This is a genomic window from Acidimicrobiales bacterium (assembly GCA_034521975.1).
GTDB lineage: Bacteria > Actinomycetota > Acidimicrobiia > Acidimicrobiales > SKKL01 > SKKL01.
Genome location: JAXHLR010000006.1, coordinates 261,458 through 286,337 on the forward strand (window position 1 = coordinate 261,458; position 24,880 = coordinate 286,337).

The 24,880-nt window shown below is 69.4% G+C and carries 25 protein-coding genes; 2 read left to right on the forward strand and 23 right to left on the reverse strand.

Annotation, left to right across the window (positions count from 1 at the left end; genetic code table 11):
* Positions 1-35: 35 nt before the first annotated feature.
* The 12 genes from atpC to rpiB all read right to left on the reverse strand — a co-directional run bounded on the left by atpC (position 36) and on the right by rpiB (position 9,502).
* Positions 36-428 carry an ATP synthase F1 subunit epsilon gene (atpC, locus tag U5K29_10655; protein ID MDZ7679000.1) on the reverse strand — a complete coding sequence of 131 codons (393 nt, stop codon included), beginning with the start codon at positions 426-428 and terminating at the stop codon, positions 36-38.
* Positions 429-430: 2 nt separating this feature from the next.
* A complete protein-coding gene (gene atpD, locus U5K29_10660; protein ID MDZ7679001.1) occupies positions 431-1,867 on the reverse strand; it encodes a F0F1 ATP synthase subunit beta in 1,437 nt (478 codons plus the stop codon).
* A gap of 19 nt (positions 1,868-1,886) precedes the next feature.
* On the reverse strand, positions 1,887-2,855 hold the full coding sequence (locus tag U5K29_10665; GenBank protein ID MDZ7679002.1) for a F0F1 ATP synthase subunit gamma: 969 nt from the start codon (positions 2,853-2,855) through the stop codon (positions 1,887-1,889).
* A complete protein-coding gene (atpA, locus tag U5K29_10670) occupies positions 2,855-4,492 on the reverse strand; it encodes a F0F1 ATP synthase subunit alpha (protein ID MDZ7679003.1) in 1,638 nt (545 codons plus the stop codon). The genes U5K29_10665 and atpA overlap by 1 nt, the downstream gene beginning before the upstream one ends.
* A 27-nt stretch (positions 4,493-4,519) precedes the next feature.
* On the reverse strand, positions 4,520-5,050 hold the full coding sequence (atpH, locus tag U5K29_10675; protein ID MDZ7679004.1) for an ATP synthase F1 subunit delta: 531 nt from the start codon (positions 5,048-5,050) through the stop codon (positions 4,520-4,522).
* 37 nt (positions 5,051-5,087) lie between these two features.
* Positions 5,088-5,786 carry a F0F1 ATP synthase subunit B gene (gene atpF, locus U5K29_10680; protein MDZ7679005.1) on the reverse strand — a complete coding sequence of 233 codons (699 nt, stop codon included), beginning with the start codon at positions 5,784-5,786 and terminating at the stop codon, positions 5,088-5,090.
* Positions 5,787-5,802: 16 nt separating this feature from the next.
* Entirely contained in the window at positions 5,803-6,072 is a 270-nt protein-coding gene (atpE, locus tag U5K29_10685; GenBank protein MDZ7679006.1) for an ATP synthase F0 subunit C, read from the reverse strand.
* Positions 6,073-6,183: 111 nt separating this feature from the next.
* On the reverse strand, positions 6,184-6,951 hold the full coding sequence (gene atpB, locus U5K29_10690; protein ID MDZ7679007.1) for a F0F1 ATP synthase subunit A: 768 nt from the start codon (positions 6,949-6,951) through the stop codon (positions 6,184-6,186).
* 8 nt (positions 6,952-6,959) lie between these two features.
* Positions 6,960-7,409, reverse strand: a complete 450-nt coding sequence (locus tag U5K29_10695) for an ATP synthase subunit I (GenBank protein MDZ7679008.1) — start codon at positions 7,407-7,409, stop codon at positions 6,960-6,962.
* Positions 7,406-7,723 (reverse strand): AtpZ/AtpI family protein, encoded by a 318-nt coding sequence (locus tag U5K29_10700; protein MDZ7679009.1) that lies wholly within the window; start codon positions 7,721-7,723, stop codon positions 7,406-7,408. The genes U5K29_10695 and U5K29_10700 overlap by 4 nt, the downstream gene beginning before the upstream one ends.
* Positions 7,724-7,845: 122 nt before the next feature.
* A complete protein-coding gene (locus tag U5K29_10705; GenBank protein MDZ7679010.1) occupies positions 7,846-9,039 on the reverse strand; it encodes an MraY family glycosyltransferase in 1,194 nt (397 codons plus the stop codon).
* Positions 9,040-9,046: 7 nt separating this feature from the next.
* Positions 9,047-9,502: a ribose 5-phosphate isomerase B gene (gene rpiB / locus U5K29_10710; protein ID MDZ7679011.1), complete on the reverse strand. Its 456-nt coding sequence runs from the start codon at positions 9,500-9,502 to the stop codon at positions 9,047-9,049.
* 59 nt (positions 9,503-9,561) lie between these two features.
* Here rpiB and U5K29_10715 point away from each other — a divergent pair, with 59 nt between their 5' ends.
* On the forward strand, positions 9,562-11,058 hold the full coding sequence (locus U5K29_10715) for an acetyl-CoA acetyltransferase (protein ID MDZ7679012.1): 1,497 nt from the start codon (positions 9,562-9,564) through the stop codon (positions 11,056-11,058).
* An 11-nt stretch (positions 11,059-11,069) separates the two neighbouring features.
* On the opposite strand, the gene U5K29_10720 is transcribed toward U5K29_10715, so the two are convergent.
* From U5K29_10720 to U5K29_10750, 7 genes are all read right to left on the reverse strand, one after another.
* On the reverse strand, positions 11,070-11,480 hold the full coding sequence (locus U5K29_10720) for a cyclic nucleotide-binding domain-containing protein (protein MDZ7679013.1): 411 nt from the start codon (positions 11,478-11,480) through the stop codon (positions 11,070-11,072).
* Between the two features lie 58 nt (positions 11,481-11,538).
* Positions 11,539-12,435 carry a peptide chain release factor N(5)-glutamine methyltransferase gene (gene prmC / locus U5K29_10725; protein ID MDZ7679014.1) on the reverse strand — a complete coding sequence of 299 codons (897 nt, stop codon included), beginning with the start codon at positions 12,433-12,435 and terminating at the stop codon, positions 11,539-11,541.
* Positions 12,436-12,439: 4 nt separating this feature from the next.
* Positions 12,440-13,513 (reverse strand): peptide chain release factor 1, encoded by a 1,074-nt coding sequence (gene prfA / locus U5K29_10730; GenBank protein MDZ7679015.1) that lies wholly within the window; start codon positions 13,511-13,513, stop codon positions 12,440-12,442.
* A 9-nt stretch (positions 13,514-13,522) separates the two neighbouring features.
* A complete protein-coding gene (locus U5K29_10735) occupies positions 13,523-14,545 on the reverse strand; it encodes a hypothetical protein (GenBank protein MDZ7679016.1) in 1,023 nt (340 codons plus the stop codon).
* A gap of 22 nt (positions 14,546-14,567) precedes the next feature.
* Positions 14,568-14,777, reverse strand: coding sequence for a 50S ribosomal protein L31 (rpmE, locus tag U5K29_10740; GenBank protein ID MDZ7679017.1), 210 nt, complete (start codon positions 14,775-14,777; stop codon positions 14,568-14,570).
* 62 nt (positions 14,778-14,839) lie between these two features.
* Positions 14,840-16,642 carry a transcription termination factor Rho gene (gene rho, locus U5K29_10745; GenBank protein ID MDZ7679018.1) on the reverse strand — a complete coding sequence of 601 codons (1,803 nt, stop codon included), beginning with the start codon at positions 16,640-16,642 and terminating at the stop codon, positions 14,840-14,842.
* A gap of 266 nt (positions 16,643-16,908) precedes the next feature.
* Complete coding sequence (locus U5K29_10750; GenBank protein MDZ7679019.1) at positions 16,909-17,991, reverse strand: phosphotransferase; 1,083 nt, start codon at positions 17,989-17,991, stop codon at positions 16,909-16,911.
* Positions 17,992-18,036: 45 nt separating this feature from the next.
* Here U5K29_10750 and U5K29_10755 point away from each other — a divergent pair, with 45 nt between their 5' ends.
* Complete coding sequence (locus U5K29_10755; GenBank protein ID MDZ7679020.1) at positions 18,037-19,158, forward strand: hypothetical protein; 1,122 nt, start codon at positions 18,037-18,039, stop codon at positions 19,156-19,158.
* A 45-nt stretch (positions 19,159-19,203) separates the two neighbouring features.
* Here the strand turns inward: U5K29_10755 and thrC are convergent, their stop codons facing one another.
* The 4 genes from thrC to argS all read right to left on the reverse strand — a co-directional run bounded on the left by thrC (position 19,204) and on the right by argS (position 24,879).
* Positions 19,204-20,589, reverse strand: coding sequence for a threonine synthase (thrC, locus tag U5K29_10760; protein MDZ7679021.1), 1,386 nt, complete (start codon positions 20,587-20,589; stop codon positions 19,204-19,206).
* Positions 20,589-21,890, reverse strand: a complete 1,302-nt coding sequence (locus U5K29_10765; protein MDZ7679022.1) for a homoserine dehydrogenase — start codon at positions 21,888-21,890, stop codon at positions 20,589-20,591. Before U5K29_10765 ends, thrC begins: the two co-directional genes overlap by 1 nt.
* Positions 21,891-21,955: 65 nt before the next feature.
* Entirely contained in the window at positions 21,956-23,278 is a 1,323-nt protein-coding gene (gene lysA / locus U5K29_10770; protein ID MDZ7679023.1) for a diaminopimelate decarboxylase, read from the reverse strand.
* Entirely contained in the window at positions 23,275-24,879 is a 1,605-nt protein-coding gene (gene argS, locus U5K29_10775; protein MDZ7679024.1) for an arginine--tRNA ligase, read from the reverse strand. The genes lysA and argS overlap by 4 nt, the downstream gene beginning before the upstream one ends.
* Position 24,880 lies beyond the last annotated feature (1 nt).

A 24,880-nucleotide genomic window follows, 5' to 3' on the forward strand; every position in this document is an offset into this window, starting at 1 on the left:
AACGACCGGTGGATGGCCACCTATCCGCGCGAGTCCTAAGCCGAGAGCCCGCCGGCGACCTGCAGGCGAACACGGGCCCGACGCAGCGCCGCTTCGGCGGTGACATCGTCGAGGTGCTCGCGGTTGGCCTCGACCCGCTCCTCGGCTGACCTGGCGCGGGCCACGTCGATCTCGCCGGCCATCTCGGCGGCGTCGGAGAGGATCGTGATCCGGTCATAGGCGCACTCGACGAAGCCCTCGTGCACCGCCACGGACTCTTCCTTGCCGCCGGGGAACACGATGCGCACCGGGTGGATGGCGAGCGTGCCGATGAAGGGGATGTGCCCGGGTTGAAAGGCGATGTCGCCACCGGTGGTGCGGGCGATGACCATCTCGGCTTCGCCCGAGAGGAGGATCTTCTCCGGGGAGACGAGCTCGACCTGGAGCATGATCAGCTCCCGGCGAGCTGGGCCGCCCGGGCCCGAGCGTCGTCGGCGCCGCCGACGTTGAGGAACGCCTGCTCGGGCAGGTCGTCGAGGTCGCCGTTGACCAGCAGCTCGAACGACTCGACGGTCTCGGCGACCGGAGTGGTCACACCGGGCAGACCGGTGAAGGTCTCGGCGACGTACATGGGCTGGGACAAGAAGCGCTGGACCTTGCGGGCCCTGGCCACGGTGATCTTGTCCTCCTCGGAGAGCTCGTCGAGACCCAGGATGGCGATGATGTCCTGCAGCTCCTTGTAGCGCTGCAGCACCTCCTGCACCCTGCGGGCAACGTCGTAGTGGCGTTGGCCCACGACCTCGGGAGAGAGGATCGTCGAGGTCGACGACAGCGGGTCGACCGCCGGGTAGATGCCCAGAGCCGCGATGTCGCGGGAGAGCTCGGTGGTGCCGTCGAAGTGGGTGAAGGAGGTGAACGGCGCCGGGTCGGTGTAGTCGTCGGCGGGGACGTACACCGCCTGCAGCGAGGTGATCGAGCGGCCCCGGGTGGAGGTGATCCGCTCCTGGAGCTGGCCCATCTCGTCGGCGAGGGTCGGCTGGTAGCCCACCGCCGAGGGCATGCGGCCCAGCAGGGTCGACACCTCCATGCCGGCCTGAACGAACCGGAAGATGTTGTCGACGAACAGCAGCACGTCCTGTTGCTGGACGTCGCGGAAGTACTCGGCCATGGTCAGCGCCGACAGGGCGACCCGCAGGCGGACACCCGGCGGCTCGTCCATCTGGCCGAACACCAGCGCCGCCTTCTCGAGCACTCCCGACTCGCCCATCTCGAGCAAGAGGTCGGTGCCTTCACGGGTGCGTTCGCCGACGCCGGCGAACACCGACACACCGCCGTGCTCCTGGGCGACCCGGCGGATCATCTCCTGGATGAGCACGGTCTTGCCGACACCGGCACCGCCGAAGAGGCCGATCTTGCCACCCTGCGCGTAGGGGGCGAGCAGGTCGATGACCTTGATGCCGGTCTCGAACATCTGGGCCTGCGGCTCGAGGCTGTCGAAGTCCGGTGCAGGGCGGTGGATCTCCCAGCGCTCGTCGACCTCGCCGATGTCGTCGGTGTCGAGGGGCTCGCCGATGACGTTGAACACGTGGCCGAGCACCTTGTCGCCGACGGGCACGGTGATGCCCTGGCCGGTGTTGCGCACCGGTGTGCCACGGGTGAGGCCGTCGGTCGGCTTGAGACAGATCGCACGCACACGGTTGTGGCCGATCTGCTGGGCGACCTCGGCGCGGACCTCGATGTCCTGGCCATCGACGGTGATGGTCATCGACAGCGCGGTGTTGATCTCGGGCAGCGCGTCGGCCGGGAACTCGGCATCGACCACCGGGCCGGCGATGCCGACGATGCGGCCTTCCTTGAGCGCGGTGCCGGGGGTGTCGGTGACGGTCATGGGGTGTCTCCTGGGCGGTTCAACGTCGGGTGGAGTGCTCGATGAGGTGATCGGGCAGCAGTTCGGAGGGGAACAGGTGGTCGAGGAGCAGATCGTCGGGGTCGCCCTTGTCGGCGCGAAGCGCTTCGGCGCCGCCGACGATCTCCATGATCTCGGTGGTGATGGCGTCCTGGCGGGCGCGGTTCATCTCGCGGGTGAGCTTGGTGATGAGCTCTTCGGCGTTGTCGGTCGCCGCCTTCATGGCCCGCTGACGGGCGGCGTGCTCGGAGGCGGCCGCGTCGAGCAGCGCGGCGAAGAGCCGGGCTTCGACATAGCGGGGCAGCAGGGCCTCGAGCACGCCCTCGGGCGACGGTTCGAAGTCGAACCCGGCCAGCGCTTCGCCTCCGGACTCACGCTCGCGGGTCCGCAGGGGCAGGAAGCGCCGCACGGCGACCTGCTGAGACGCCATCGACAGGAACCGGGTGTACACCAGCTCGACCTGGTTCACCGCTTCGGAGATGAACAGGTCCGACACGGTGTCGGCCACCCGTCGGGCGTCCTCGAAGTGGGGCGTGTCGCTCATGCCGTGGTACGAGGCGTCGATCTTGTAGCCGCGGAAGCGGAAGTAGCTCTCGGCCTTCTTGCCGATGAGGATCAGCGAGTAGTCGACGCCGTCGGAGCGCAGCGCCATGATCTCGCGCTCGGCGGCGCGGATGATGGCGGTGTTGTAGGCCCCGGCCAGGCCGCGGTCGGAGGTGATGATCACGAACGCCACCTTCTCGACCTGTTCGGCCTTGCGCAGCAGCGGGTGGTCGACATCGGCACCGCCCTCGGCGAGGTCCTGGATGACTCCGGTGATCTGCTCGGCGTAGGGACGCGCCTGGTTCGCCCGATCCTGGGCCTTGACGACCCGGGTGGCGGCGATGAGCTCCATGGCGCGGGTGATCTTCTTGGTCGATTGGACCGAGTTGATCCGGCGCCGGAGGACGCGCTCCTTACCTCCTGCCATCAGTCACCTGCGCCATCGGCTCGCGACACCTCTTCTTCGGGCAGGATGCCTTCGCGACGGCCACCGGCCTGACGTGTCCGGGCTTCGCCCTGCTCTTCGGCCTCGGGCTCCTCGACATCGAGGACCGAGGGCTGGAACTGGTCGACGAAGGCTTCGACGGCGGCGACGAAGGCGTCCTCGTCGGGGACGACGCCGTTGTCACGGACGGCGCTGACGACATCGGCGTGGCGGGACCGGAACCACTCGAGCAGCTCGGACTCGAAGCGCCGGACATCGTCGAGCGGGATCGGGTCGAGATAGCCGCGGGTGCCGGCGAAGATGCTGATGACCTGCTCCTCGACCGCCATGGGCGAGTTGAGCCCCTGCTTGAGCAGCTCGGTGAGGCGGTACCCACGGTCGAGCTGAGCCTGGGACACCGCGTCGAGCTCGGAGCCCAACGAGGCGAACGCCTCGAGCTCGCGGAACTGGGCGAGGTCGCCCTTCATGGTGCCGACGGCGGTCTTCATGGCCTTGATCTGGGCCGCGCCGCCCACCCGTGACACCGACTGGCCGACGTTGATGGCAGGCCGTACACCGGACTTGAACAGGTCGTCCTCGAGGAAGATCTGGCCGTCGGTGATGGAGATGACGTTGGTGGGGATGTAGGCGGCGATGTCGCCGGCCTTGGTCTCGATGATCGGCAGCGCGGTGAGCGACCCGGCACCGAGCTCGTCGGAGAGCTTCGCGGCCCGCTCGAGCAACCGGCTGTGCAGGTAGAACACATCGCCGGGGTAGGCCTCGCGGCCCGGTGGGCGGCGCAGCAGCAGCGACATCTGGCGGTAGGCCTCGGCCTGCTTGGACAGGTCGTCGTAGATGGCGAGGGCGTGGTCGCCGTGGTCCATCCAGTGCTGGCCCATGGCGCATCCGGCGTAGGGGGCCAGGTACTTGAACGGCGCAGGGTCCGAGGCGGCCGCGACGACGACCACCGTGTAGTCCATGGCCCCGTGCTCGTCCAGGGTGGCGACGGTTTGGGCGACGGTGGACGCCTTCTGGCCGATGGCCACGTAGACGCACTTCACACCGAGACCCTTCTGGTTCAGGATCGTGTCGACCGCGACCGAGGTCTTGCCGGTCTTGCGGTCGCCGATGATGAGCTCTCGCTGGCCACGACCGATGGGGATCATGGCGTCGATGGCCTTGATGCCGGTCTGCAGCGGCTCGTGCACGGGCTGGCGGCCCATGATGCCGGGGGCCTGGACCTCCATGCGGCGGGTCTCGGGGTCGGCGAGGGCACCCTTGCCGTCGATGGGTTGCCCGAGGGCGTTCACGACACGTCCGAGCAGCGCGTCGCCGACCGGTACCGACAAGATGTCGCCGGTGGCGCGCACGGTCTGGCCCTCTTGGATCTCGTCGACCTCGCCGAGCACCACCGAACCGATGGAGTCCTCGTCGAGGTTGAGCGCCAGGCCCAAGCTGCCGTTCTCGAACTGCAGCAGCTCGTTGACCGCTGCGTTGGGCAGGCCCGACACGCGGGCGATGCCGTCGCCGACCTCGATGACCCGGCCCACCTGGGTGGACTCGAGCGACGGCGCGAACCCTTCGAGGTTGGACCGCAGTGCGGCGGCGATGTCGGAGGTGTTGATGGTCAAGTCAGCCATAGGATCTCGTAGATCTCCTGCTCGGGCTCAGAATGCTTCGCGAAGCTGGTTGAGGCGGTGACGGATGCTGCCGTCGATGACGGTGTCTCCGATCTGGGTGACGACCCCGCCCAGGACGCTGGGGTCGACGATGACCTTCACGGTGACGTCGCGACCGAGGTTGGAGCTGAGCGCCTCGGCCAGTCGCTGCTGCTGGTCCTCGGTCAGTTCGACCGCCGCCCGCACCATGGCCACCTCGCGGCCGCTCTCGTGGGCGGCGCGCTGGACGAAGGCGTCGATGACGGCGGGGATCTCGTTGGACCGGCCGACGCCGACGAGCAGCGAGATGATGGCGACCGTGGTGGTGTCGGCAGCCGCACCGAGCAGATCTTCGACGATCTGCTGGCGCCGGGCGGCCGGCACCTGCGGGTCGGCGAGGGCACGCTGCAACTCGTCGGAGCCTTCGAGGGCGCGGGCCACACGGAACAGCTCGTCTTCGACGCGCGGGGTGTTGCCCTCGATCACGGTCACGGTGAAGATGGCATCGGCGTAGGCCGAGGTGGTCCGGTCTCCGGCCATCACTGCCTCCCGTCGGGGGTCGGTCGGGAGCGGGTCATCAGTTCCTGGACCCGACCTGGTTGATGTACTCGTCGATGAGACCTCGCTGGGCTTCGGCGTCGAGGCTGTTGCCGACGACCCGCTCAGCGGCCCCGACGGCCAGGGCGGTGACCTCGCTGCGCAGGTCGGCCAGGGCCTGGGCCTTGATCGACTCGGCGTCGGACTGGGCCTTGGCCCGGATGTCGGCCGCCTCGGCATCGGCTGCCGCGGTGCGCTCGGAGCGCAAGGCCTCGGCGGCCGCACGGGCCTCCTCGATGATCCGGTTGGCCTCACCCTTGGCGTCGGCAAGCGAGGCCTGGTAGCTGGCCTGCTCGGCCTGGGCGTCGGTCTTGGCCTTCTCGGCGGCCTCGAGGTCGGTGCGGATGCGCTCGGAGCGGTCCTCCATCGACTTGGCCACGGCCGGGTAGGCGAACTTGAGGCCCAGCACCAACAAGATGGCGAAGGCGATCGAGATCCAGATCAGCTCGTTGAGCTCGGGGAACACCGGGTTGGGTGCCTCGACGCAGGCCTCGGCCTGGCCCTCGAGCTCGTGCACGATGTCGGATTCGCTCATGCCGTCGGCACGGAGCTCTTCGGCCTCGAGGGCGACCTCGGCGACACATGAGCCGATGGACTCGGCGGCGTTTGCGGGGGATGCGAACCCGATGCTCGCAAGCATCAGGACCAGCACCCCCGCGAGGGCGGTACGGATTCGCACGATGTGCTCCTGTGCTCTAGGCGAACTTGAGAAGGATGAAGACCACGAAGCCGATGAGGGCGAGCGCCTCGGCGAAGGCGATGCCGAGGAACATCGTGGTGCGGACCATGCCGGCCGCTTCGGGCTGGCGGGCCATGGCCTGCACGGCCTGGCCGACGAGGTAGCCGATGCCGATGCCGGGGCCGATGGCGGCCAGGCCGTAGGCCACACCGGCGTACAGGGCTTCCTGGCCGGCGATGTAGTCGGCACCGCTGATGTCGAGTGCTTGAGCGAGAACGGACAGCATGGTGGTGTTGGTCTCCTGGGTGATGGGGTGCTACCTGATACGGAGATCTCGGGCCTGCACCGGGGTGCAGGTGAGAACGGGACCCGGAGCCGCACGACCCCGGGGTGTTGGCTAGTGCTCGGGGTGGATGGCGCCACCGATGTAGACGCCGGCGAGCACGACGAAGATGTAGGCCTGCAGGAACGAGGCCAAGGCCTCGAACAGCCACACCCCGACGAGCATGGCGAAGGGGAAGGGGAGGAAGATGGCGTACCACTGCCCGACCCACAGCGAGGCGGACAGCACCGCGAAGGTGGCCAGCAGGATGTGGCCGGCCATCATGTTGGCGAAGAGTCGCACGGCGTGGCTGAAGGGCCGGATGAGGAAGGTCGAGACGAACTCGATGGGGGTGACCAGCACGTAGAGCGCCTTGGGCAGACCCGGCGGGAACAGCGAGTTCTTGAGGTAGCCGCCGAGGCCCTGGTGCTTGACGCCCTGGAAGTTGAAGATCACCCAGATCAGCAACGCCAGCAGCAATGGGGTGGCCATGCGACCGGTGGCGGGCATCAGGATCGGTGGGATGACCTTGGCGATGTTGTTCAAGAAGATGAACAGGAACGTCAGGGTGAGAAACGGCGTCCAGGCGAGACCCGACGGACCCATCGTCTGCAGGACCACGCCGTTGCGGACGAAGTCGACGACCGACTCGGCGAGGTTCTGCGACCCCGTCGGCACCAACGCCTTCTTGCGCCCGGCGTAGAGGAAGAAGCCGAGGATGAGCAGCACCGCACCGAGGTTGATCAGCACGACCTTGTTGATGGCCAGCGGGGTGCCCTCGAAGAAGATCTCGGGCCACTCGAAGAGGTGACTGATCGGCGGGAACGCGACTCCGAACAACACGGTCGTGGTCACTCCTTGGAGGTCTCGAGATCAGGGGCCGGCTTCAGGCCCGGGAACGCCAGCGATGCCGACACGTACTTGGTCTCCCACAGCAACAGGCCGAGGTGGGTGATGATCAGGGTGAGCCCGAGGGGGACGAGCTCGACCCAGGCGAGGTCTTTGATGGCCAGCACCGCCACGGTGATGAGTCCGAGGCGGAACAGGTACCCGAACATGGCGACACCGAGCACGAAGGCCACCGAGATCCGGCCGGCCCAGGTGAGCATCGCCGCCGACGCCAGGAAGTTGACCACGACGAGGGCGACACCGACGCCGGCCGATGCCGCGCCGTCGAGGCCCCAGATGAGCCCGGAGACCGCGACGAGGGTCGGAGCGAGCCACACGGACCGCTTGACGAGGTCGATGGCGACATCGGCTTCGGGTGAGGAGGTGTCGTAGCGTTCGGTGATCGTGCTCATGCGCTCACCTCGGCGTCGGCGGGATCGAGGCTCCGCTCCCAGCGCGGAGGACGGGGGCCGCGCTCGGCGCGCAGGCTGCGACGGTGGTGGTCGTGGCGTTCCATCTCGATGCCGTAGCGCCAGATGGTGAGACCGACGACGGTGGCGAAGGCCGCGCCCGCGAGCAGGAGGACGAACAACGGGGCGGTGCCGAGCCAGCGGTCGAGACCGACGCCCACGAGGCCGAACACCGCGGGGGTGGCGACCAGTTCGAAGGCGATCGACAGACCGTCTCCATAGTTGGTGTTGGGTTGGCTCGGCTGTTCGTGTGTCACCACATGTCCTCTGCAGGACGCGTCCGATCGGCGCGCTTGTGAACGATTGCGCAATCTACGAAGCGGGCACGGGGGGTGCAAATCCGAGCACGGTGTTTCGCCCACTCGATGGACCCGGAACCTTACTCCTCGATGTCGCCGGATTCACCTGTCGCGGTGGCTTCGGCCCGCGCTCGACGCACACCGGGATGGAACAACGTGTAGAGCGCCAGCGCGAGCGCACCGACGGCGAAGGGCACCTCGGCGTTGCCCTGCCCCGTGTAGGCGGGATAGAGGACGAACCCCGACAACAGCGCGGTCCACGTCCACAGGATGGCCACCGCCCGCCACTGGCCGTGCCCGAGGCGAACGAGGCGGTGGTGGAGATGGTCCTTGTCGGCAGCGGTGGGGTCGGACCAACGAACGGCCCGTCTGATGATCGACGCCGCGGTGTCGAGGATGGGCACCCCGAGGATCACCAGTGGGATGAACAGCGGCGCGTAGAAGAAGAAGGCCTGGCCCGAGAACGGATCGTCGGAGCGTCCACCGACCGAGATGGTCGATGCTGCCATCAGCAACCCGAGCATCAGCGCGCCGTTGTCGCCCATGAAGATCTTGGCCGGATGCACGTTCCAGGGCAGGAACCCGATGCACATCCCGGCGACGATCACCGCGACCAGCGGACCCATGTTGGCGCTGGTGATGAGCCCCTCGCCGACCAGCAGGTCCGAGTACAGGAAGAACGCGACGGCGGCGATGGCGACGATGCCCGCTGCCAGCCCGTCGAGCCCGTCGATGAAGTTGATGGCGTTGGCCATGCCGAGCACCCACACCACGGTCAGGAGCGCCGAGAGGTCGGGCGACAGCACGAACAGGTCTCCGACCCCGAGCGCCTCGCCGAAGGGCACCCGGAAGTGCAAGATGGTGACACCGGCCAGTGAGAGGACGCTGGCCGCCAGCACCATCCCCGCCATCTTGGCCGGTGCCGACAATCCGTCGTGGAGGTAGCTCGGCCCACCGATCGACTTGCGGACCTCGTCGACCGCACCCACCGCGTGGATGACCAGCACGGCCACGACGAGCCCGAGCGGCTCGGTGGTGGCGCTGAACACGTCGCCGAACGAGCCCATCGCCCACGCCGTGCCGATCCCGGCGAGAAACCCGGCCAACATGCCGACCCCTCCGAGGGTGGCGGTGGGGACCGCATGGACCCGGCGCTCGTCGGGGGCGTGCAACAGATTGCGACGCAGTGCGACCTGCCGCCACAGACCGGTGACCACCCCGGTGGTGACCACCGTGACGGCGAGGACGACGCCGTACGCGCCGAAGCCGCTCACCGCGACGTCACGAGGGCAGCTCCTCCCGCTCGATCTCGGTGATCTGGTCGACCCGCCGCTGATGGCGACCGCCCTCGAACGGGGTGTCCAGCCAGATCTTCACGATCTCGTCGGCCAACCCGAACCCCACGATGCGCCCGCCAAGCGACAAGACGTTGGCGTCGTTGTGCTCGCGCGACATCCGGGCGGTGAACAGGTCGTTGCAGAGCGCGGCCCGCACCCCGCGAACCTTGTTCGCCGCGATCTGCTCACCCTGTCCGCTCCCACCGATGACGATGCCGCGGTCCGCGCGCCCCGCTACGACCTCGCGTCCCACGTTGGCGCACACCTCGGGGTAGTCGACCGGGTCCTCGTCGTGGTTGCCGAGATCGTTCACCTCCCAGCCCAGCGCGGCGAGGGTGTCGAGCAGGTGGCGCTTGAGCGGGTAGCCGGCGTGGTCGTTTCCGATGGCGACGGTGGGCATGGGGAGATTGTAGTGATGGTCCCCGTGCGCCTTACCATCCCTGCCGGGAGGAGCCGACCATGACCACAGGACCAGACTCGCTCGACCCCCGCACCCCGGTCATCATCGGTGTGGGCCAGATCGATGTGCCCGAAGGCGAGGTCGACCCCACCATCGAACCGATCGACCTCGCCGAGTTGGCGGTGCGCACAGCGGCGCGCGACACCGGCAGCGAAGAGATCCTCGCCCATGCCGACGCGGTGCGGGTGGTGGCGATCCTGTCCTGGCGCTACCCCGACCCTGGTGCGGTCATCGCTGGACGGGTCGGCGCTCCGAGCGCGGCCACCGCCGTGTCGCCGATGGGCGGCAACAGTCCGCAGATGCTGGTGAACCGCTCGGCGCTCGACATCGCCGCCGGACGCCACGATGTGGTGGTGATCGCCGGGGCCGAGGCCTGGCGCACCCGCCAGGCGTTCCGCCGCGACGGCACCAACCCGCCCTGGGCACCCCTGGACGAGTCGACCGCACCGGCGCCCGTGCTCGGCGCGGAGATGGAGATGAGCCATCCCGCCGAGCTGGCACGGGGCATGGCCATGCCGGTGAACGCCTACCCGATCATCGAGACGGCGGTGCGCTCCAACGCCGGGCGCTCCCCGGCCGACCACCTCCACCACATCGGGTCGTTGTGGGCCCGCTTCAGCGATGTGGCTGCCACCAACCCCCATGCCGCCGTGCACGAGCGCTTCTCGGCCGAGCGGCTCATCACCCCCGCCGCGGACAACCGGTGGGTCGGCTACCCCTACACGAAGTGGCTGTGTTCGAACGACCGGGTCGACCAGTCGGCGGCGCTGATCATGTGCTCGGCCGGGCGGGCCGAGGCCCTCGGCGTTCCACGCGAGCGTTGGGTGTTCCCGTGGGCGGGCACCGACACCTCCGAACCAACGATGTCGCTGCGCCAGGACCTGGACCGGTCGCCTGCCATTCGCATCGGCGGACGGCGGGCGCTCGAGATGGCCGACCTCGACATCGACGACGTGGCCCACATCGACCTGTACTCGTGCTTCTCCTCGGCGGTGCAGATCGGCGCGCGCGAGCTGGGAATCGCGCTCGACCGCCAGCTCAGCGTGACAGGGGGGCTCACCTTCGCGGGTGGGCCGCAAAACAACTACGTCACCCACTCGATCGCCACCATGGTCGGGGTGCTTCGCGACGACCCCGGGTCGGTCGGGCTCTGCACCGCCAACGGCGGGCTCATCTCCAAGCACTCGTTCGGGCTCTACTCCACCACCCCGCCTGCTGGCGGGTTCCGCCACGAGTCACCCCAGGCCGAGGTCGACCTCGCACCCCACCGCGACGTGATCACCGACCATCACGGGCCTGCGACCATCGAGGCCTACACGGTGATGCACACCCGCGACGGCGAGCCGGCCACGCTCATGGCCGCGGCCCTCACCCCCGACGGCCACCGGGCCTGGGCCACCAGCGACGACCCCGAGCTGATGGCCCACGCAGTCGCCGAAGAGCTGTGCGGCCGCGAGGCGGCAGTCGAGGACTCCGGTCGGCTGCGGCTGCCCTGAGCAGCGCTCTCTCAGCCCCTGAGGCGGGAGTTGAGCAGCTCGAGCACCCGCTCCTTGGCCTTGGGCATGTCGTCGAGCAGCCGGTGGAACGACTCGCGGTCGAACGCGGCGAGCACCATCGGTGTCTCGGCGACCACGGTGGCGTTGCGCGGAACGTGGCCCACGAGAGCCATCTCGCCCACCATCGAACCCTCGTGGAGCGTGGCCACGTGCTCGCCACTGATGTAGACGCCGGCGTCGCCCTCGACGACGACGTAGCAGACGTCGCCCATCCGCCCCTGCTCCATGAGCTCGGCGTTGCGCTCGGCATCGACCTCCTGAGCCAGTGCCGCGACCCGTGTCAGCTCATCGGCGTCGAAGTCTCTGAAGAAGCCGACACCGGCGAGCCACTCGGCGTCACCCTTGCTCTTCCTGCCGAACATCGTTGATCGTCCCCCTGGTCGACTCCTGGCCACTCGGGCCTGCTGTCCGCACTGTAGATCAGCCCGGGGCACGGGCCACCAACATCCGCAGCCGTCCGCTCAGATCGGGTCGCGCCCTGGCCCCCTCGTAGCCGCTCTCGCGGGCCAGGTCCACGGCGTGGTCGGCCTGGTCGGGGGCCAGCTCGACCACCAGGCTGGCACCGGGCGCCAGCCAGCCGAGGGCCTCGGGGACGAGGTGCTCGATCGCCTCCAATCCGGTCGGTCCGGGGATCAGCGCCTCGACCGGTTCCCAGTCGGCCACCTCGGGCGGCAGCGGGTCGTGGGGGGCCACGTACGGGGGGTTGGCGACGATGACCCCGAACCGGCCCTCGAGGTCGCTCGGCAGCGGTTCGAACCACGAGCCCTCGACGATGCGGACCCGGGTCGCGGCCGTTCCGAGTCCGGCGAGGTTGGCCCGGGCCACCGCGGCTGCGCCGGCCGACCGCTCGACCGCCCAGACCTCGACCTGGTCGCGCTCGGCGGCGAAGGACAGGGCGATCGCCCCCGAGCCGGTCCCCAGGTCGAGCACCGGAGCCGATCGCAGCGACGGATCGGCCACCGTCACCCGGTCGAGCTCGGCCAGCGCCTGCTCGACGACCTCCTCGGTCTCGGGTCGGGGGATGAGGACCCGCCGGTCGACGAACAGATCGAGGGTGCGGAAGCCCCACTGGCCGACCACGTACTGCAACGGCTCACCGATCAGGCGCCGCTCGAGCATGAGATCGAAGAAGCCGACGCCGCGCTCGGTGGAGGGCGCGTCGAGCACGAGGGCGTACTCGGCACCGTTGGTCCCGGTTGCTCGCTCGACGATGCGTCGGGCGTCGACCCCGGGGGACGCGAACCCGGCCTCGGTCAGGCGGTCGGTGGCCTCGGCCAGCAGATCCCGCCACGGCGTGGTGTCACCACCATCAACCACGGGGTCAGCGGCCGGTCTCGTGGTCGCCCAGGCGGCGGGCCCGCTCGTCGGTGATCAGCGCGTCGCTCACGTCGTCGAGCTCGCCCGCCAGGACCTTGTCGAGCTTGTTGAGCGTCAACTTGATGCGGTGATCCGAGACCCGGTTCTCCTTGAAGTTGTAGGTGCGGATCTTCTCGGAGCGACCACCTCCGCCCACCTGGTCGCGTCGTTGTCCCGACAGCTCGGCCTCCTGGCGGTCCTGTTCGGCCTTGAGCAGGCGGGACCGCAGGACCTGCAGCGCCTTGGCCCGGTTCTGGATCTGGCTCTTCTCGTCCTGCATCGCCACGACCACGCCGGTGGGCTTGTGGGTGATCCGCACCGCCGAGTCGGTGGTGTTCACCGACTGACCACCCGGCCCCGACGAGCGGTAGACGTCGACCTGCAGATCGTTGGGGTCGATCTCGACGTCGACCTCCTCGGCTTCTGGCAGGACCGTGACCGTCGCCGACGACGTGTGCACCCGGCCCTGTGACTCGGTGACCGGGACCCGCTGCACCCGGTGCACGCCACCCTCGTGCTTGAGCCGGCTCCACACCCCGTCGCCCTTCACCAACACGGTGACCTCGTTGAACCCGCCCATGTCGGACACGTCGGTGCCGAGCACCTCGAAGGCCCAACCCATCCGCTGGGCGTAGCCCTTGTACATCTCGAACAGGTCGCGGGCGAACAGATTGGCCTCCTCGCCCCCTTCGGCCCCGCGGATCTCGAGGATGACGTTCTTGTCGTCATTGGGATCCTTGGGGAGCATGAGGCCCCGCAGCTCCTCGGTGAGCCGCTCGATCTCGGCTTCGGTGGTCTCGGCCTCCGCTCGCGTCTCCGCGCGATCGTCGCCGGATGCCTCGGTGGCCATCTCCCGCAGGACCGAGAGATCCTCCTGCAACGAACGCAGCGCACGCGCACGGGTGACGACGGCCTCGAGCTCGCGGTAGCGCCGGGTGAGATCGGTGTAGATGCTCTGATCGGCGATGACGGCGGGGTCGGCCAAGCGCGCCTCGAGGTCGTCGAACTCTTGCTCCAGGGACTCCAGACGCTCGAACACCTTCGGAGGCTACCTGGACCACTCGGGGTCGACTTCGACGATCTCGGCCGGGCGGGCGAGCCGGTCGACCAGTTGGCGGGTGACGGGGTGGACGTCGCCGGTGGGGACCACCAGCATCAGGTGAGCGTCGGGCGCGTGCCAGGCCCGGGTGTCGGCCGCGTCGGGGACGGCGTCGAGGTCGACCCCCACCGATGCGGCCACGACGAGGGCTTCGCCGTCGGCCCGGCGCCCGAGGGCGGAGGCGATCGCGGTGTCACGCAGGCCGCCACGGGCCCGGGGCCGCTCGACCGCGTCGAGGCGGGTGGCGCCCACCGTCTCGGGTGCGTCGATGATCTGGTGTCGCAACCACCGCTCGCGCACCAGACGGTTGACCGGGTGGGGCTCGGCCCCGGGGGCCCGCAACGACCGGATCTGGTCGACCACGCGGGCCAGAGCCTCGGGCGGAGAGAGATCTCCGTGCAACAGACCGAACGCCTCACGGTCGAAGCGGCCGACACCGACCTCGAGGTGGGCACCACCGTCGTGAACCACGACCCTGGCCACCTCCAGGCCGCGGATCTCACCGATGACCTCGCCCTGCTCGACCACGACCTCGAGCCCGGCCTGTCGCAGCAGCAGCACCTGCTCGGCCGTGTCCGGCGGGGGCACGACGGGCGGTTCGTGGGGAGCAGGCTCGGCTTCGGTGAGCTGGTCGCCGGCGAGCACCCAGATCCGGGGAGCGGGCGCGAACAGCTGCGCCTGGCGGGCGAGCACCCCAGGGTCGCGGCGGGTGGCCGCATCGGGGTCGACGATGAGATCGCACGAGACCGCTCCGTGCCGGACGGCCCAGACCAGCCCGGCGCCCAACCCGCTGCCGGGGGCGTTGCCCAGGTCGATCACCGCGTGTCGGTCGACCATCGCCGCCGCCCCGTGGTGGGCGAACTCGGCGAACGCCCCCGCATCGACCTCGAGGCCCAGGTGATCGCGGGCGAGCGACGCCGTGCGCGCCGCGACCAACGCCGCGCGGCGGTCGTCGCTCAGCGGCACGGTCACCGCGTGGAGCTCGCTCGGCGGATCAGCGCTGCTTGCGCCGGCCGTAGCGACGCTCGAAGCGGTCGATGCGACCGCCGGTGTCGACCAGCTTCTGCTTGCCTGTGTAGAACGGGTGGCACTCGCTGCACAGCTCGACCTTGAGCGACGTGGCGGTGCTGCGGGTGACGAAGGTGGCACCACACGAGCAGTGCACCTCGACCTCGTTGTACTCGGGGTGGATGTCGGTCTTCACAGGTGCTCTCCAGGGTCACACGGGGGCATGTGAGTCTGCCAGCTGCGGGCGCGAAACGCTACTCAGGAGGTGCCGCCCTTGGCGATCTCGTCGAGGAAGGCGTCGTTGCTCTTGAAGGTGCGCATGCGATCGGTGAGCAGCTCGATGCCGCTGGTGTTGCTGCCGCTGTCGGCGGCCATGCCCGACAGCACCCGACGCAGCTTCCACACCTGCTGGAGCGCCTTCGGGGTGAACAGCAGCTCCTCGTGGCGGGTACCGGAGGAGTCGACGTCGATCGCCGGGTAGATGCGACGCTCGGCCAGGCGCCGATCGAGGCGCAGCTCCATGTTGCCGGTGCCCTTGAACTCCTCGAAGATGACCTCGTCCATCCTGGAGCCGGTCTCGACCAGCGCGGTCGCCAAGATGGTGAGCGAGCCGCCCTCCTCGACGTTGCGGGCCGCACCGAAGAACTTCTTGGGCGGGTACAGCGCGGAGGAGTCGACACCGCCGGACATGACGCGGCCGCTCTGGGGGGCGGCGAGGTTGTACGCCCTGGCCAGGCGGGTGATGCCATCGAGAACGACCACCACGTCGGTACCGCTCTCGACCATGCGCTTGGCCCGCTCGATGACCAGTTCGGCCACCTGGGTGTGCTCTTCGGGAGGACGGTCGAAGGTGGACGCCGCGACCTCGCCGTGCTTGACCCAACGTCGCATGTCGGTGACCTCTTCGGGTCGCTCGTCGACCAGGAGCACGATGAGCTCGGTGTCGGGAGTGTTGGTCTCGATCGAGCGGACGATCTGCTTCATCACATAGGTCTTGCCCGCCTTGGGGGGCGCGACGATGAGGCCGCGCTGACCCTTGCCGATCGGGGCGATCAGATCGATGATCCGGGCGGTCATGTTGTAGGGGTCGCCATCGGTCTCGAGCCCGAGCCGCGAGTCGGGGAACAACGGGGTGAGGTCCTCGAAACGGGGACGCGACCTGACCTGTTCGGGGTCGTGGCCGTTGATGGCGTCGATCCGCATCAGGGCGGGGTTCTTCTCGTTGCGGGAGGCGGGCCGGCTCGCCCCCTTGACGACATCGCCCTTGCGGAGCCCGAACTGCCGGACCTGCTTCACCGACACGTAGACGTCGTCGGGGCTGGGGAGGTAGCTGCTCACCCTCAAGAAGCCGTACCCCTCGTCGCGCAGATCGAGGACACCCTCGACCTCGACCGGCTCACCCTGGAACCCCTCGTCCTGGCCGCCGCGGTCGCGTCCGCGCCGCCGTCGCCGCCGGTTGCCGGGCTCCGGTTCGCCGTCGCCGCCGTCACCTTGCTGGTCCTTCTGGTTCTGCTGGTCCTTCTGGTCCTGCTGGCCCTTCTGCTTGGACTGGTCCTGCTGGCCCTTCTGGTCCTGCTGCTTCTGGTCCTTCTGGTTCTGCTGGTCCTTCTGCTTGGACTGGTCCTGCTGGTCGGATCGACCACGGGACTCGGAACGGCCGCCCCCCTTCCCCTGGTCGCCCGGTTTCTTCGACTCGTCCTTGTCGGCGGGCTCCTTGCCCGCTCGCCCCTTGTCGGACGACTCGTCGGAGCGGTCGCCCTTGGCACCACCGCCGCCCTGGGAGCCGTCACCGGCCGCAGCGTCGTCGCCGGTGGAGGATGCGGGCCCGGGGCCCTGGCCGTCTCCGGTGTTCTGGGCCTCGTCGGCGGCACCGTTCTGGTCGACCTTGGCCTGGTCGGGCTCGGTCGGCACGCCGGCCAACTCCAGGATGAGGTCGATGATGTCGGCCTTCTTGGCTCGCGACCCGGGCTTGCCGCCCATCGCCGTCGCGATCGTCACCAACTCGGCCCGATCCTTCTTCTGGAGGGTCGACCGTTCGAGGGCCTGGGCCTCGTCGCTCACCTGCGTCTCGTTTCTCGTGTTCGGAGGGAGTGGATGGGTGCCGGGTGCGCACCCGACTCAACGATCGACGGCGGGCACACGGTAAAGGTTCAACAGGCGCTGCTGTCGCCGCCACCAGGATCGGCCACGCGCCACCCGGGGACAGGTCGGGGCAGCAGCGCTGTCGTCGTGCGGCGCATCGGGTCCGACCGGTTGGGCCGCAGAACCCGTGTCATCACGACCAGCGCCAGCGTATCGGTCGAGGATCGACGACGCACAACCCGTGCCTAAGGGCCGGTGAGGAACTCCTCGGCGCCGAGTTCGAGCGCCTGGGAGGTGTGACGCTCGGCCATGGTGAGAAACATCGCGTCGCCGCGCTCGTCGGCGCGGACGATCATCGACGCGACCACCGCCATCTGCAGCCCGCTGAAGGCGAACCGTCGGTAGTCGTCCCAGCACTCGTCCCACGAGTAGCCCTCGACCCCGCGTTCGAGCAGCCCCTCGTGGTACCGCCGCACCAGATCCTCCTCCACCGTCCTGCGCAGCTCGGGCACCAGTCCGGCACCCAGGAAGTAGGACAGATCCTCTGGTCCGACACCGACGGCCACGGTCTGCCAGTCGACCACGGTGACCGCTCGGTCCCCGCCGGCCCCCGCCCCGAACAAGATGTTGTCCAGACGGAAGTCGCCGTGGACGAGGGTGAGCGGACCAGCTCCCCGGCGACTCGCCCAGCCCGCCAGGGAGTCACCGAAGCGAGCACCCAGCTCGTGCAGCTCGGTCGACATGCGATCGCCGAAGCGCTCGACGAACCCCGGCCACAGCGCGGAGTACAGCTCGGCGATCCCACGGGCCGAATCGCCACTCGGCGGAGGCAACCACCCGATGTCGGTCAACGCCGGATCGCCCCACAGGGGGGCGTGCAATGCCGGCATCTGATCGACCACCAACACCGCCTCCTCGACCGTGCACCCCGCGATCTGGTCACCCTGTTCGGCGGGAGCGAGATCCTCGAACACCAGGGTCGACAGACGGGTCTCCTCGTCGAGCTCGACCCGGTGGCAGAACGGGATGGCGATGTCGACCGTGCGGGCGAGGTCGCGGTAGAAGCGCGCCTCCTTCTCGTAGGTGCCCACCGCGACACCGGTCGCGCGGCTCTTCTCGTCCGGCGACGGGAACTTGGCGACCACGGTGGTCGGAGCGGTCGGCTCACTGCGGTCATAGGTCAGCGTGAACCGCACGTTGTGGCCCACCTGGCCGGTGCCGACGGGTTCGGCGGTGAACGACACCACCTCGGCGTCGACGACGGCGCCCGAGTCTCGGAGCGCGCCGGTGAGCCAGCTCGCGTCGACTTCCTCCGGTGTGGTGATCATCGGCCCTCCCGGCGGGGAGCGTACCGGCCCCGTACGCTCCAGGGTGTGCTTACTCCACTCGACGACTACCCGTTGCATCAGACACCCGAGCCGGTCGCCAACTACGGGTCGCCCAGCCGCAACGCCTACGACCGCTACTTCTTCAACGGGTACACACCCGACGGCGATCTGTTCTTCGCCGTGGCCATGGGCCTGTACCCCAACCGACAGGTGATCGACGCGTCGATCTCGGTGCTGGCCGACGGGGTGCAACGGTCGTTGCACGCCTCGGGCCGGGCTCCGCTCGACCGGCGCCAGACCGTGGCCGGCCCGATCAGCGTCGAGGTGGTCGAGCCGCTGCGCACCCTCCGCGTCGTGGTCGACGATCCCGAGCGGGGCTTCAGCGCCGATCTGGTGTTCTCGGCCCGCACCCCGATGGTGGAGGAGCCCCGCTTCACCCACCGGCAGGGCCCGATGCTGACCTTCGACTACACCCGGATGTCGCAGTGGGGGTCGTGGTCGGGGGCCCTCACCGTCGACGACCAGACCTGGGTCCTGGGCGACATGCAGGTGTTGGGCACCCGCGACCGCTCGTGGGGCATCCGCCCCGTCGGCGAGCGCGAGGCCGGCGGAGTGCCGGGTCCGGACCCCCAGTTCTTCTGGCTGTGGGCGCCGATCAACTTCGACGACTGTTGCACCCACTTCGACTCCAACGAGTACCCCGACGGACGACCCTGGCATCGGTTCGCGTCGATCGCTCCCCTGCTGGCCACTCCGGGCGCTCCCGCCTCCGGGGCGGAAGAGCCAGCCGAGCCCATGCGCGACGCCAACTGGTCGATCGACTGGGAGCAGGGCACCCGTCGCGCCCGCGCCGCCACCCTCGAGCTGGTCCCCTGGCGGGGCGAGGTCGAACGAATCGAGCTCGAACCGATCGTCACGTTCCAGATGCTCGGCCTCGGCTACCTGCACCCCGAGTGGAACCACGCCAACTGGCACGACGAGCTCGCGGTGGGAGACGAGACCTGGACCGTCGTCGACCTCGACCCGCTCGACCCGCGCCACATCCACGTGCAGCAACTGGTGCGGGCCACCTGGGGAGCGCGCACCGGAATCGGCGTGCTCGAACAGCTCGCCATCGGCCCCCATGAACCCTCGGGTCTCACCGGCCTGTTCGACGGCGCCCCCTGACCCGGCGGCGCGCCAACGAGGCGTCAGGCCCGTCGGGCGCCGATCTCAGTGGCGGGCGGTGAACTCGGCCACGTAGGCCTCGACGGCAGCGAGGTCGTCGGGCAGGTGGTCGAGACGCTCGGGTCGGTCGAACAGGTCGGCCAGGCGGGGCGGGAGGTTGGGGTGCACACCGGTCGCGGCCTCGACGGCTTCGGGGAACTTGGCCGGGTCGGCGGTGCCCAGCACCACCATGGGCACCGAGGGATCGACGCGACCGGCGCGGGCGGCCGCCACACCGATGGCGGTGTGCGGGTCGATCAGCACGCCGGTGGCGTCGAGCACGGCCGAGATCGTCGCCGAGGTCTCGTCGTCGTCGAAGCGGGCGCCACTGAAGGTCTCGGACAACCGGTCGAGCAGCTCGATCGGGAAGGTGACGGTGCCCTCGGCCCGGAACTGGGCCATCAAGTCGGCGAGGGCGGCGCCGTCACGCCCGTTGAGCTCGAACAGGAGCCGCTCGAGGTTGCTCGACACCTGGATGTCCATGGCTGGGCTGATGGTCTCCTCCACCGGTTGCATGGCCATGGTGCCGGTGGCGAAGAAGCGGGTGAGGATGTCGTTGCTGTTCGACCCCACCACCAGCTGGCGGATCGGGAGCCCCATGCGCATGGCCCCGTAGCCCGAGAACACGTTGCCGAAGTTGCCCGTGGGAACCGCGAACGACACCGGTCCGCCGCCGAGGCGTCGTTGGGACGTCACGTAGTAGACGGTCTGGGCCATGATCCGAGCGAAGTTGATGGAGTTCACCGCCGACAGCCGCTGCTGCGAACGGAACGGCTCGTCGGCGAACATCGCCTTGACCAGGTCCTGGCAGTCGTCGAAGGTGCCGTCGATCGAGACGTTGCGGATGTTCGGAGCGTCGACGGTGGTCATGAGCCGTCGCTGGACCTCCGACACCCGGCCCTCGGGGTGGAGGATGACCACGTCGATGGCGTCGCGGTCGCGCAACGCCTCGATGGCCGCCGATCCGGTGTCGCCCGAGGTGGCACCGATGATGGTGACCCGTTCGCCACGCTCGGCCAGCACGTGATCGAACAAGCGACCGACCAGTTGCAGGGCCACGTCCTTGAACGCCAGCGTCGGACCGTGGAACAGCTCGGCGAGGTACAGACCGTCGCCGAGGTCGGTGAGAGGTACCACATCGGGATGGTCGAAGGTGGCGTAGGTGTCGGCGACCATCTGTTCGAAGTCGCCGCGCTCGATGTCGCCCTCGACGAAGGGCCACATCACCGCGACCGCCACGTCGACGTAGCTGGCCGCGTCGGTGGGCACGTCGAGCCTCGGCCACCGGGCGGGGACGTACAAGCCGCCATCGGAGGCCAGGCCGGTGAGCAGGACGTCGGCGAACCCCAGCTCGGGGGCAACGCCTCGGGTGCTGAGGTAGCCGAGCCCCATCAAGACGTCGAACCGGCCACGACCCGAAGGACGCTGGCGACGCGGTCGACGACCTCGAGGTCGCGCAGGGTCTGCAGGGTGGTCTGCACATCGGCCTCGACGGCCTCGTGGGTGATGAAGACCAAGCGCGCCTCGGCGCCGAGGCCTTCCTGCTCCATCGAGCGGATGGACACCCCGTGCTCGCCGAACACTCCGGCGACGGTCGCCAGGGCTCCGGGCCGGTCGGCCACCTCGAGGTTGATGTAGTACTCCGACGTCAGCATGTCGATGGGGCGGATGACCACTTCGGTGCGACGGGCGATGGTGGCCGCCCGCCCCTGGCCGAGGTTGAGCGCGGCGTCGATGACGTCGCCGAGCACGGCGCTGGCGGTGGGGGCACCACCGGCGCCGCGGCCATAGAACATGAGGTCACCGACCGCACCGCCCTCGACGAACACCGCGTTGAACGACTCACGCACCGAGGCCAGCGGATGACTGACCGGCACCATCGCCGGATGGACCCGCACGGCGAGCTCTTGGCCGTCGCCACCGTCGAAACGCTCGACGATGGCGAGCAGCTTCACGACATAGCCCAACCGCTCGGCGAAGGCGAGGTCGGCGGGGGTGATGTCGGAGATCCCCTCGCGGTAGACGTCGCCGGCGACCACGTCGGTGCCGAAGACGATGGAAGCGATGATGGCGGCCTTGGCCCCCGCGTCGTAGCCCTCGATGTCGGCGGTCGGGTCACGCTCGGCGTACCCGAGCTCCTGGGCCTCTGCCACCGCCTCGCCGAAGGTGATCCAGTCCTCGGCCATGCGGCCGAGGATGTAGTTGGTCGTCCCGTTGACGATGCCCATGACCCGGCCGATGTCCTCGCCGGCGAGCGACTCGCGCAAGGGGCGGATGAGCGGGATGCCGCCGGCGACCGCCGCTTCGAACAGCAGGTCGACACCGGAATCGGCCGCGGCCTCGTAGAGCTCGGCACCGAGGTTGGCGAGCAGCTCCTTGTTGGCGGTGATCACCGGCTTTCGGGCCGAGAGTGCGTCGAGGATCAACCCGCGGGCCGGCTCGATGCCGCCGATGAGCTCGACCACCACGTCGACGTCGGGGTCGACCACGACCTCGGCGGAGTCGTGGGTGAGGATCCCGTCGTCGAACTCGACCGAGCGCTCGCGCGACAGGTTGTGGACCGCCACCCGGGCGATCTGGAGGTCGATGCCGTAGCGGGCCTCGATCTCGGGGGCCCGCTCCCTGACCAGCGACACGAAGGCGGCGCCCACGTTGCCGCAACCCAGCAATCCGATTCGTACAGGTCGACTCATGGCCGCCCACGCTACAAGAGCCCCACCCGGGGCCCAGCCACGGGATCCGTCGGGCCGTGGGCGGCTCAGAGATCGAGGCGGAGGAGGTCGTCGTAGGTCTCGCGACGGACGACGAGGCGAGCCTCGCCGTCGCGCACGAACACGACCGGGGGCCGCAGGATCTTGTTGTAGTTCGAGCCCATCGAATGGCCGTAGGCGCCGGTGACCGGGGTGACCAGCAGGTCGCCGACGGCCAGGTCGTCGGGCACGTAGCCCTCGCGCACCAAGACGTCGCCCGACTCGCAGTGCTTGCCGACCAAGCGGATCTCGCGGGGTCGGTCGGCACCGACCGCCCGGGGCAGGAACGTCTCGTAGCCGCTGCCGTAGAGCACCGGACGGGGGTTGTCGCTCATTCCCCCGTCGACCGACACGTAGGTGCGGATTCCGGGCAGCTCCTTGACGGTGCCCACCGTGTAGGCGGTGACCGCCGCCGCGGCCACGATGGAGCGACCCGGCTCCGCGGTGACCGTGGCGGTGATGCCGGCCTCGACGCAGGCCTGGCGCAGCACGGCACCCCACTGGGTGATGGTGGCCGACTCCTCGCCCTCGACGTAGGCGACGCCCAGCCCGCCACCGATCGAGAACTCGGGCAGCCCGAGCGAGTTGACCGTCGGCGCCAGGGTCTCGATGGCCCGGCGGAACGAGTCGACAGCGAACACCTGGCTCCCGATGTGGACGTGGACGCCCACCAGCTTCAGCGCCGGTGACTCGCCCGCCCGTTCGATGGCGCGCAGGGCGTCACCGCTGGCGAGGCCGAACCCGAACTTCGAGTCGTCCTGGCCGGTGCGCACGTACTCGTGGGTGTGGGCCTCGATGCCGGGGGTGATCCGCAACATGACCGCCGGCACCCGCGCCCCTGCGGCGACCAGCGCTTCGATGCGGTCCATCTCATCGAAGGAGTCGACCACGATGCGGCCCACGCCGACCTCGAGGGCCAGCGACAGCTCGGGGTGCGACTTGTTGTTGCCGTGGAACACGAGACGGCTGGCCGGTACCCCGCCTGCGAGGGCCACCCGCATCTCGCCTCCCGTCGCGACGTCGATGCACATGCCCTCGTCGTGCACCAGCTCGGCCATGGCCCGGCACAGGAACGCCTTGGAGGCATAGGCCACCCCGTCGCCGAAGGCGGCGACGGCCTCGCGGGCCCGGTCACGCAGGTGGACCTCGTCGTAGACGAACAGCGGGGTGCCGAACTCGGCGGCCAGGTCGTCGAGGCGGCAGCCGCCGATGGCCAGGTAGCCGTCGGGTTCGACGGTGGCGTGGTCGGGCAGCAGGTGGAGGGGGACGGGGCCACGAGCGCCCATCCACGGGCTGGTGGCTCCCGGACCGGCGGAAGGGGTGGCGGTCACATCTCCTCCGGGGCGGACACACCGAGCAGGTCGAGGGCGACCGCCAAGCCGACCCGCGTCGCCTCGACCAGCCAGAGGCGGGCCTGGGTCAGCTCGGGTGCGACGCTGTCGCTGATGACGTAGCAGTCGTGGTAGAAGCCGTGGAACGCTCCGGCCAGCTCCCGGACCCAGGCTGCGACCCGGTGCGGCGCCCGCTCGTTGGCGGCAACCAGCACCACCTCGGGCAGCTCGGACAGGACCCGTATGATGTCGAGCTCGCGCTCGTGGGTGAGCAGGGCGAGGTCGGTCGCGCCGAGCTCGGCCCGTTCGATCCCCAGCTCGAGGGCCTTGCGGCCGATCGAGTGGATGCGGGCGTGGGCGTACTGCACGTAGTACACGGGGTTCTCGGCCGCCTCGGACTTCACGACCGCGTAGTCGAAGGTCATCTTGGTGTCGGGCGACTGCAGCAGGTAGGTGAGGCGCGCGGCGTCGGCGCCGACCTCGTCGAAGACGTCGCGCAGCTCGATGATGTCGCCGGCGCGCTTGGACAGCTTCACCGGCTCACCGGCGTCGAGGAGGTTGACCAGCTGGGTGATGCGGCACTCGAGCTCGTCGGGGTCGTGGCCGAGCGCCTGCACCGCGGCCTTCATGCGGGGGACATAGCCGTGGTGGTCGGCACCCCACACATCGATGAGGCGGTCGGCCCGAGCGAACTTGTCGCGGTGGTAGGCGATGTCGGGCAGCACATAGGTGTACTCGCCGTCGGACTTGATGAGCGGACGGTCCTTGTCGTCGCCGAACTCGGTCGATCGTAGCCAGGTGGCCCCGTCGTGGTCGTAGGCGGCGTCGCGCGAGCGCAGGTCGGCGAGGGTGGCGTCGATGGCGCCGGCGTCGACCAGGGTGCGCTCGCTGAACCAGGTGTCGAAATGCACGTTCATGCGGGCGAGAGTGTCGCGGTGCTCGGCCAGCGCCCGGGCCTCGCCCCACTCGAGGGGGAGGGCGTCGGCGGGCATCTCGGCCGCCCACTCGCGGATGTACTCGCCCTGGTAGCCGCCCTCGGGCACCTCGACGCCGTCGCGGCGCGCAGCGAGCGACTGGGCGAACTTCTGCATCTGGGTGCCGCGGTCGTTGATGTAGGTCTCGCGTTGCACGGTGTACCCGCAGCGTTCGAGGAGGCGGGCCACCGAGTCGCCGTAGGCGGCACCCCGGCCGTGGCCGGCGTGGAGGGGGCCGGTGGGGTTGGCCGACACGAACTCGACGTTGACGGAGGTGGCGGTGCCGATGTCGTGGCGGGCGTAGTCGGTGGCCCCCGCCTCGAGGACCTCGACCAGCACGTCGTGGAGCCACGAGTCGTGGAGGTGGAAGTTGACGAACCCGGGCCCGGCGATCTCGACGCTGCGCACGTGGTCGGGCGGGTTGGCGTTGAGGACCTCGGCGATCCGGCCGGCCAGATCACGGGGGTTCCATCCCGCCTGCTTGGCGGTGGCGAGGGCGACGTTGGTGGACCAGTCGCCGTGCTCGCGGTTGGCCGGTCGTTCGAGATGGACGCGCTCGGGCAGCGGATCGATCTCGAGCGCTCGCAGCGTGATGCGAACGGCGTCGGCCAAGGCGTCGCGGATCAAC

What these genes read in the sequence shown, in the direction of transcription:
- U5K29_10695 (MDZ7679008.1), bottom strand. Translation starts at nt 7,409, where the DNA reads ATGAGCACGATCACCGAACGCTACGACACCTCCTCACCCGAAGCCGAT.
- thrC (MDZ7679021.1), bottom strand. Translation starts at nt 20,589, where the DNA reads ATGGGGCTCGGCTACCTCAGCACCCGAGGCGTTGCCCCCGAGCTGGGG.
- atpD (MDZ7679001.1), bottom strand. Translation starts at nt 1,867, where the DNA reads ATGACCGTCACCGACACCCCCGGCACCGCGCTCAAGGAAGGCCGCATC.
- U5K29_10715 (MDZ7679012.1), top strand. Translation starts at nt 9,562, where the DNA reads ATGACCACAGGACCAGACTCGCTCGACCCCCGCACCCCGGTCATCATC.
- U5K29_10665 (MDZ7679002.1), bottom strand. Translation starts at nt 2,855, where the DNA reads ATGGCAGGAGGTAAGGAGCGCGTCCTCCGGCGCCGGATCAACTCGGTC.
- U5K29_10750 (MDZ7679019.1), bottom strand. Translation starts at nt 17,991, where the DNA reads ATGATCACCACACCGGAGGAAGTCGACGCGAGCTGGCTCACCGGCGCG.
- U5K29_10720 (MDZ7679013.1), bottom strand. Translation starts at nt 11,480, where the DNA reads ATGTTCGGCAGGAAGAGCAAGGGTGACGCCGAGTGGCTCGCCGGTGTC.
- atpH (MDZ7679004.1), bottom strand. Translation starts at nt 5,050, where the DNA reads ATGGCCGGAGACCGGACCACCTCGGCCTACGCCGATGCCATCTTCACC.
- atpA (MDZ7679003.1), bottom strand. Translation starts at nt 4,492, where the DNA reads ATGGCTGACTTGACCATCAACACCTCCGACATCGCCGCCGCACTGCGG.
- atpC (MDZ7679000.1), bottom strand. Translation starts at nt 428, where the DNA reads ATGCTCCAGGTCGAGCTCGTCTCCCCGGAGAAGATCCTCCTCTCGGGC.
- U5K29_10765 (MDZ7679022.1), bottom strand. Translation starts at nt 21,890, where the DNA reads ATGAGTCGACCTGTACGAATCGGATTGCTGGGTTGCGGCAACGTGGGC.
- atpE (MDZ7679006.1), bottom strand. Translation starts at nt 6,072, where the DNA reads ATGCTGTCCGTTCTCGCTCAAGCACTCGACATCAGCGGTGCCGACTAC.
- rpiB (MDZ7679011.1), bottom strand. Translation starts at nt 9,502, where the DNA reads ATGCCCACCGTCGCCATCGGAAACGACCACGCCGGCTACCCGCTCAAG.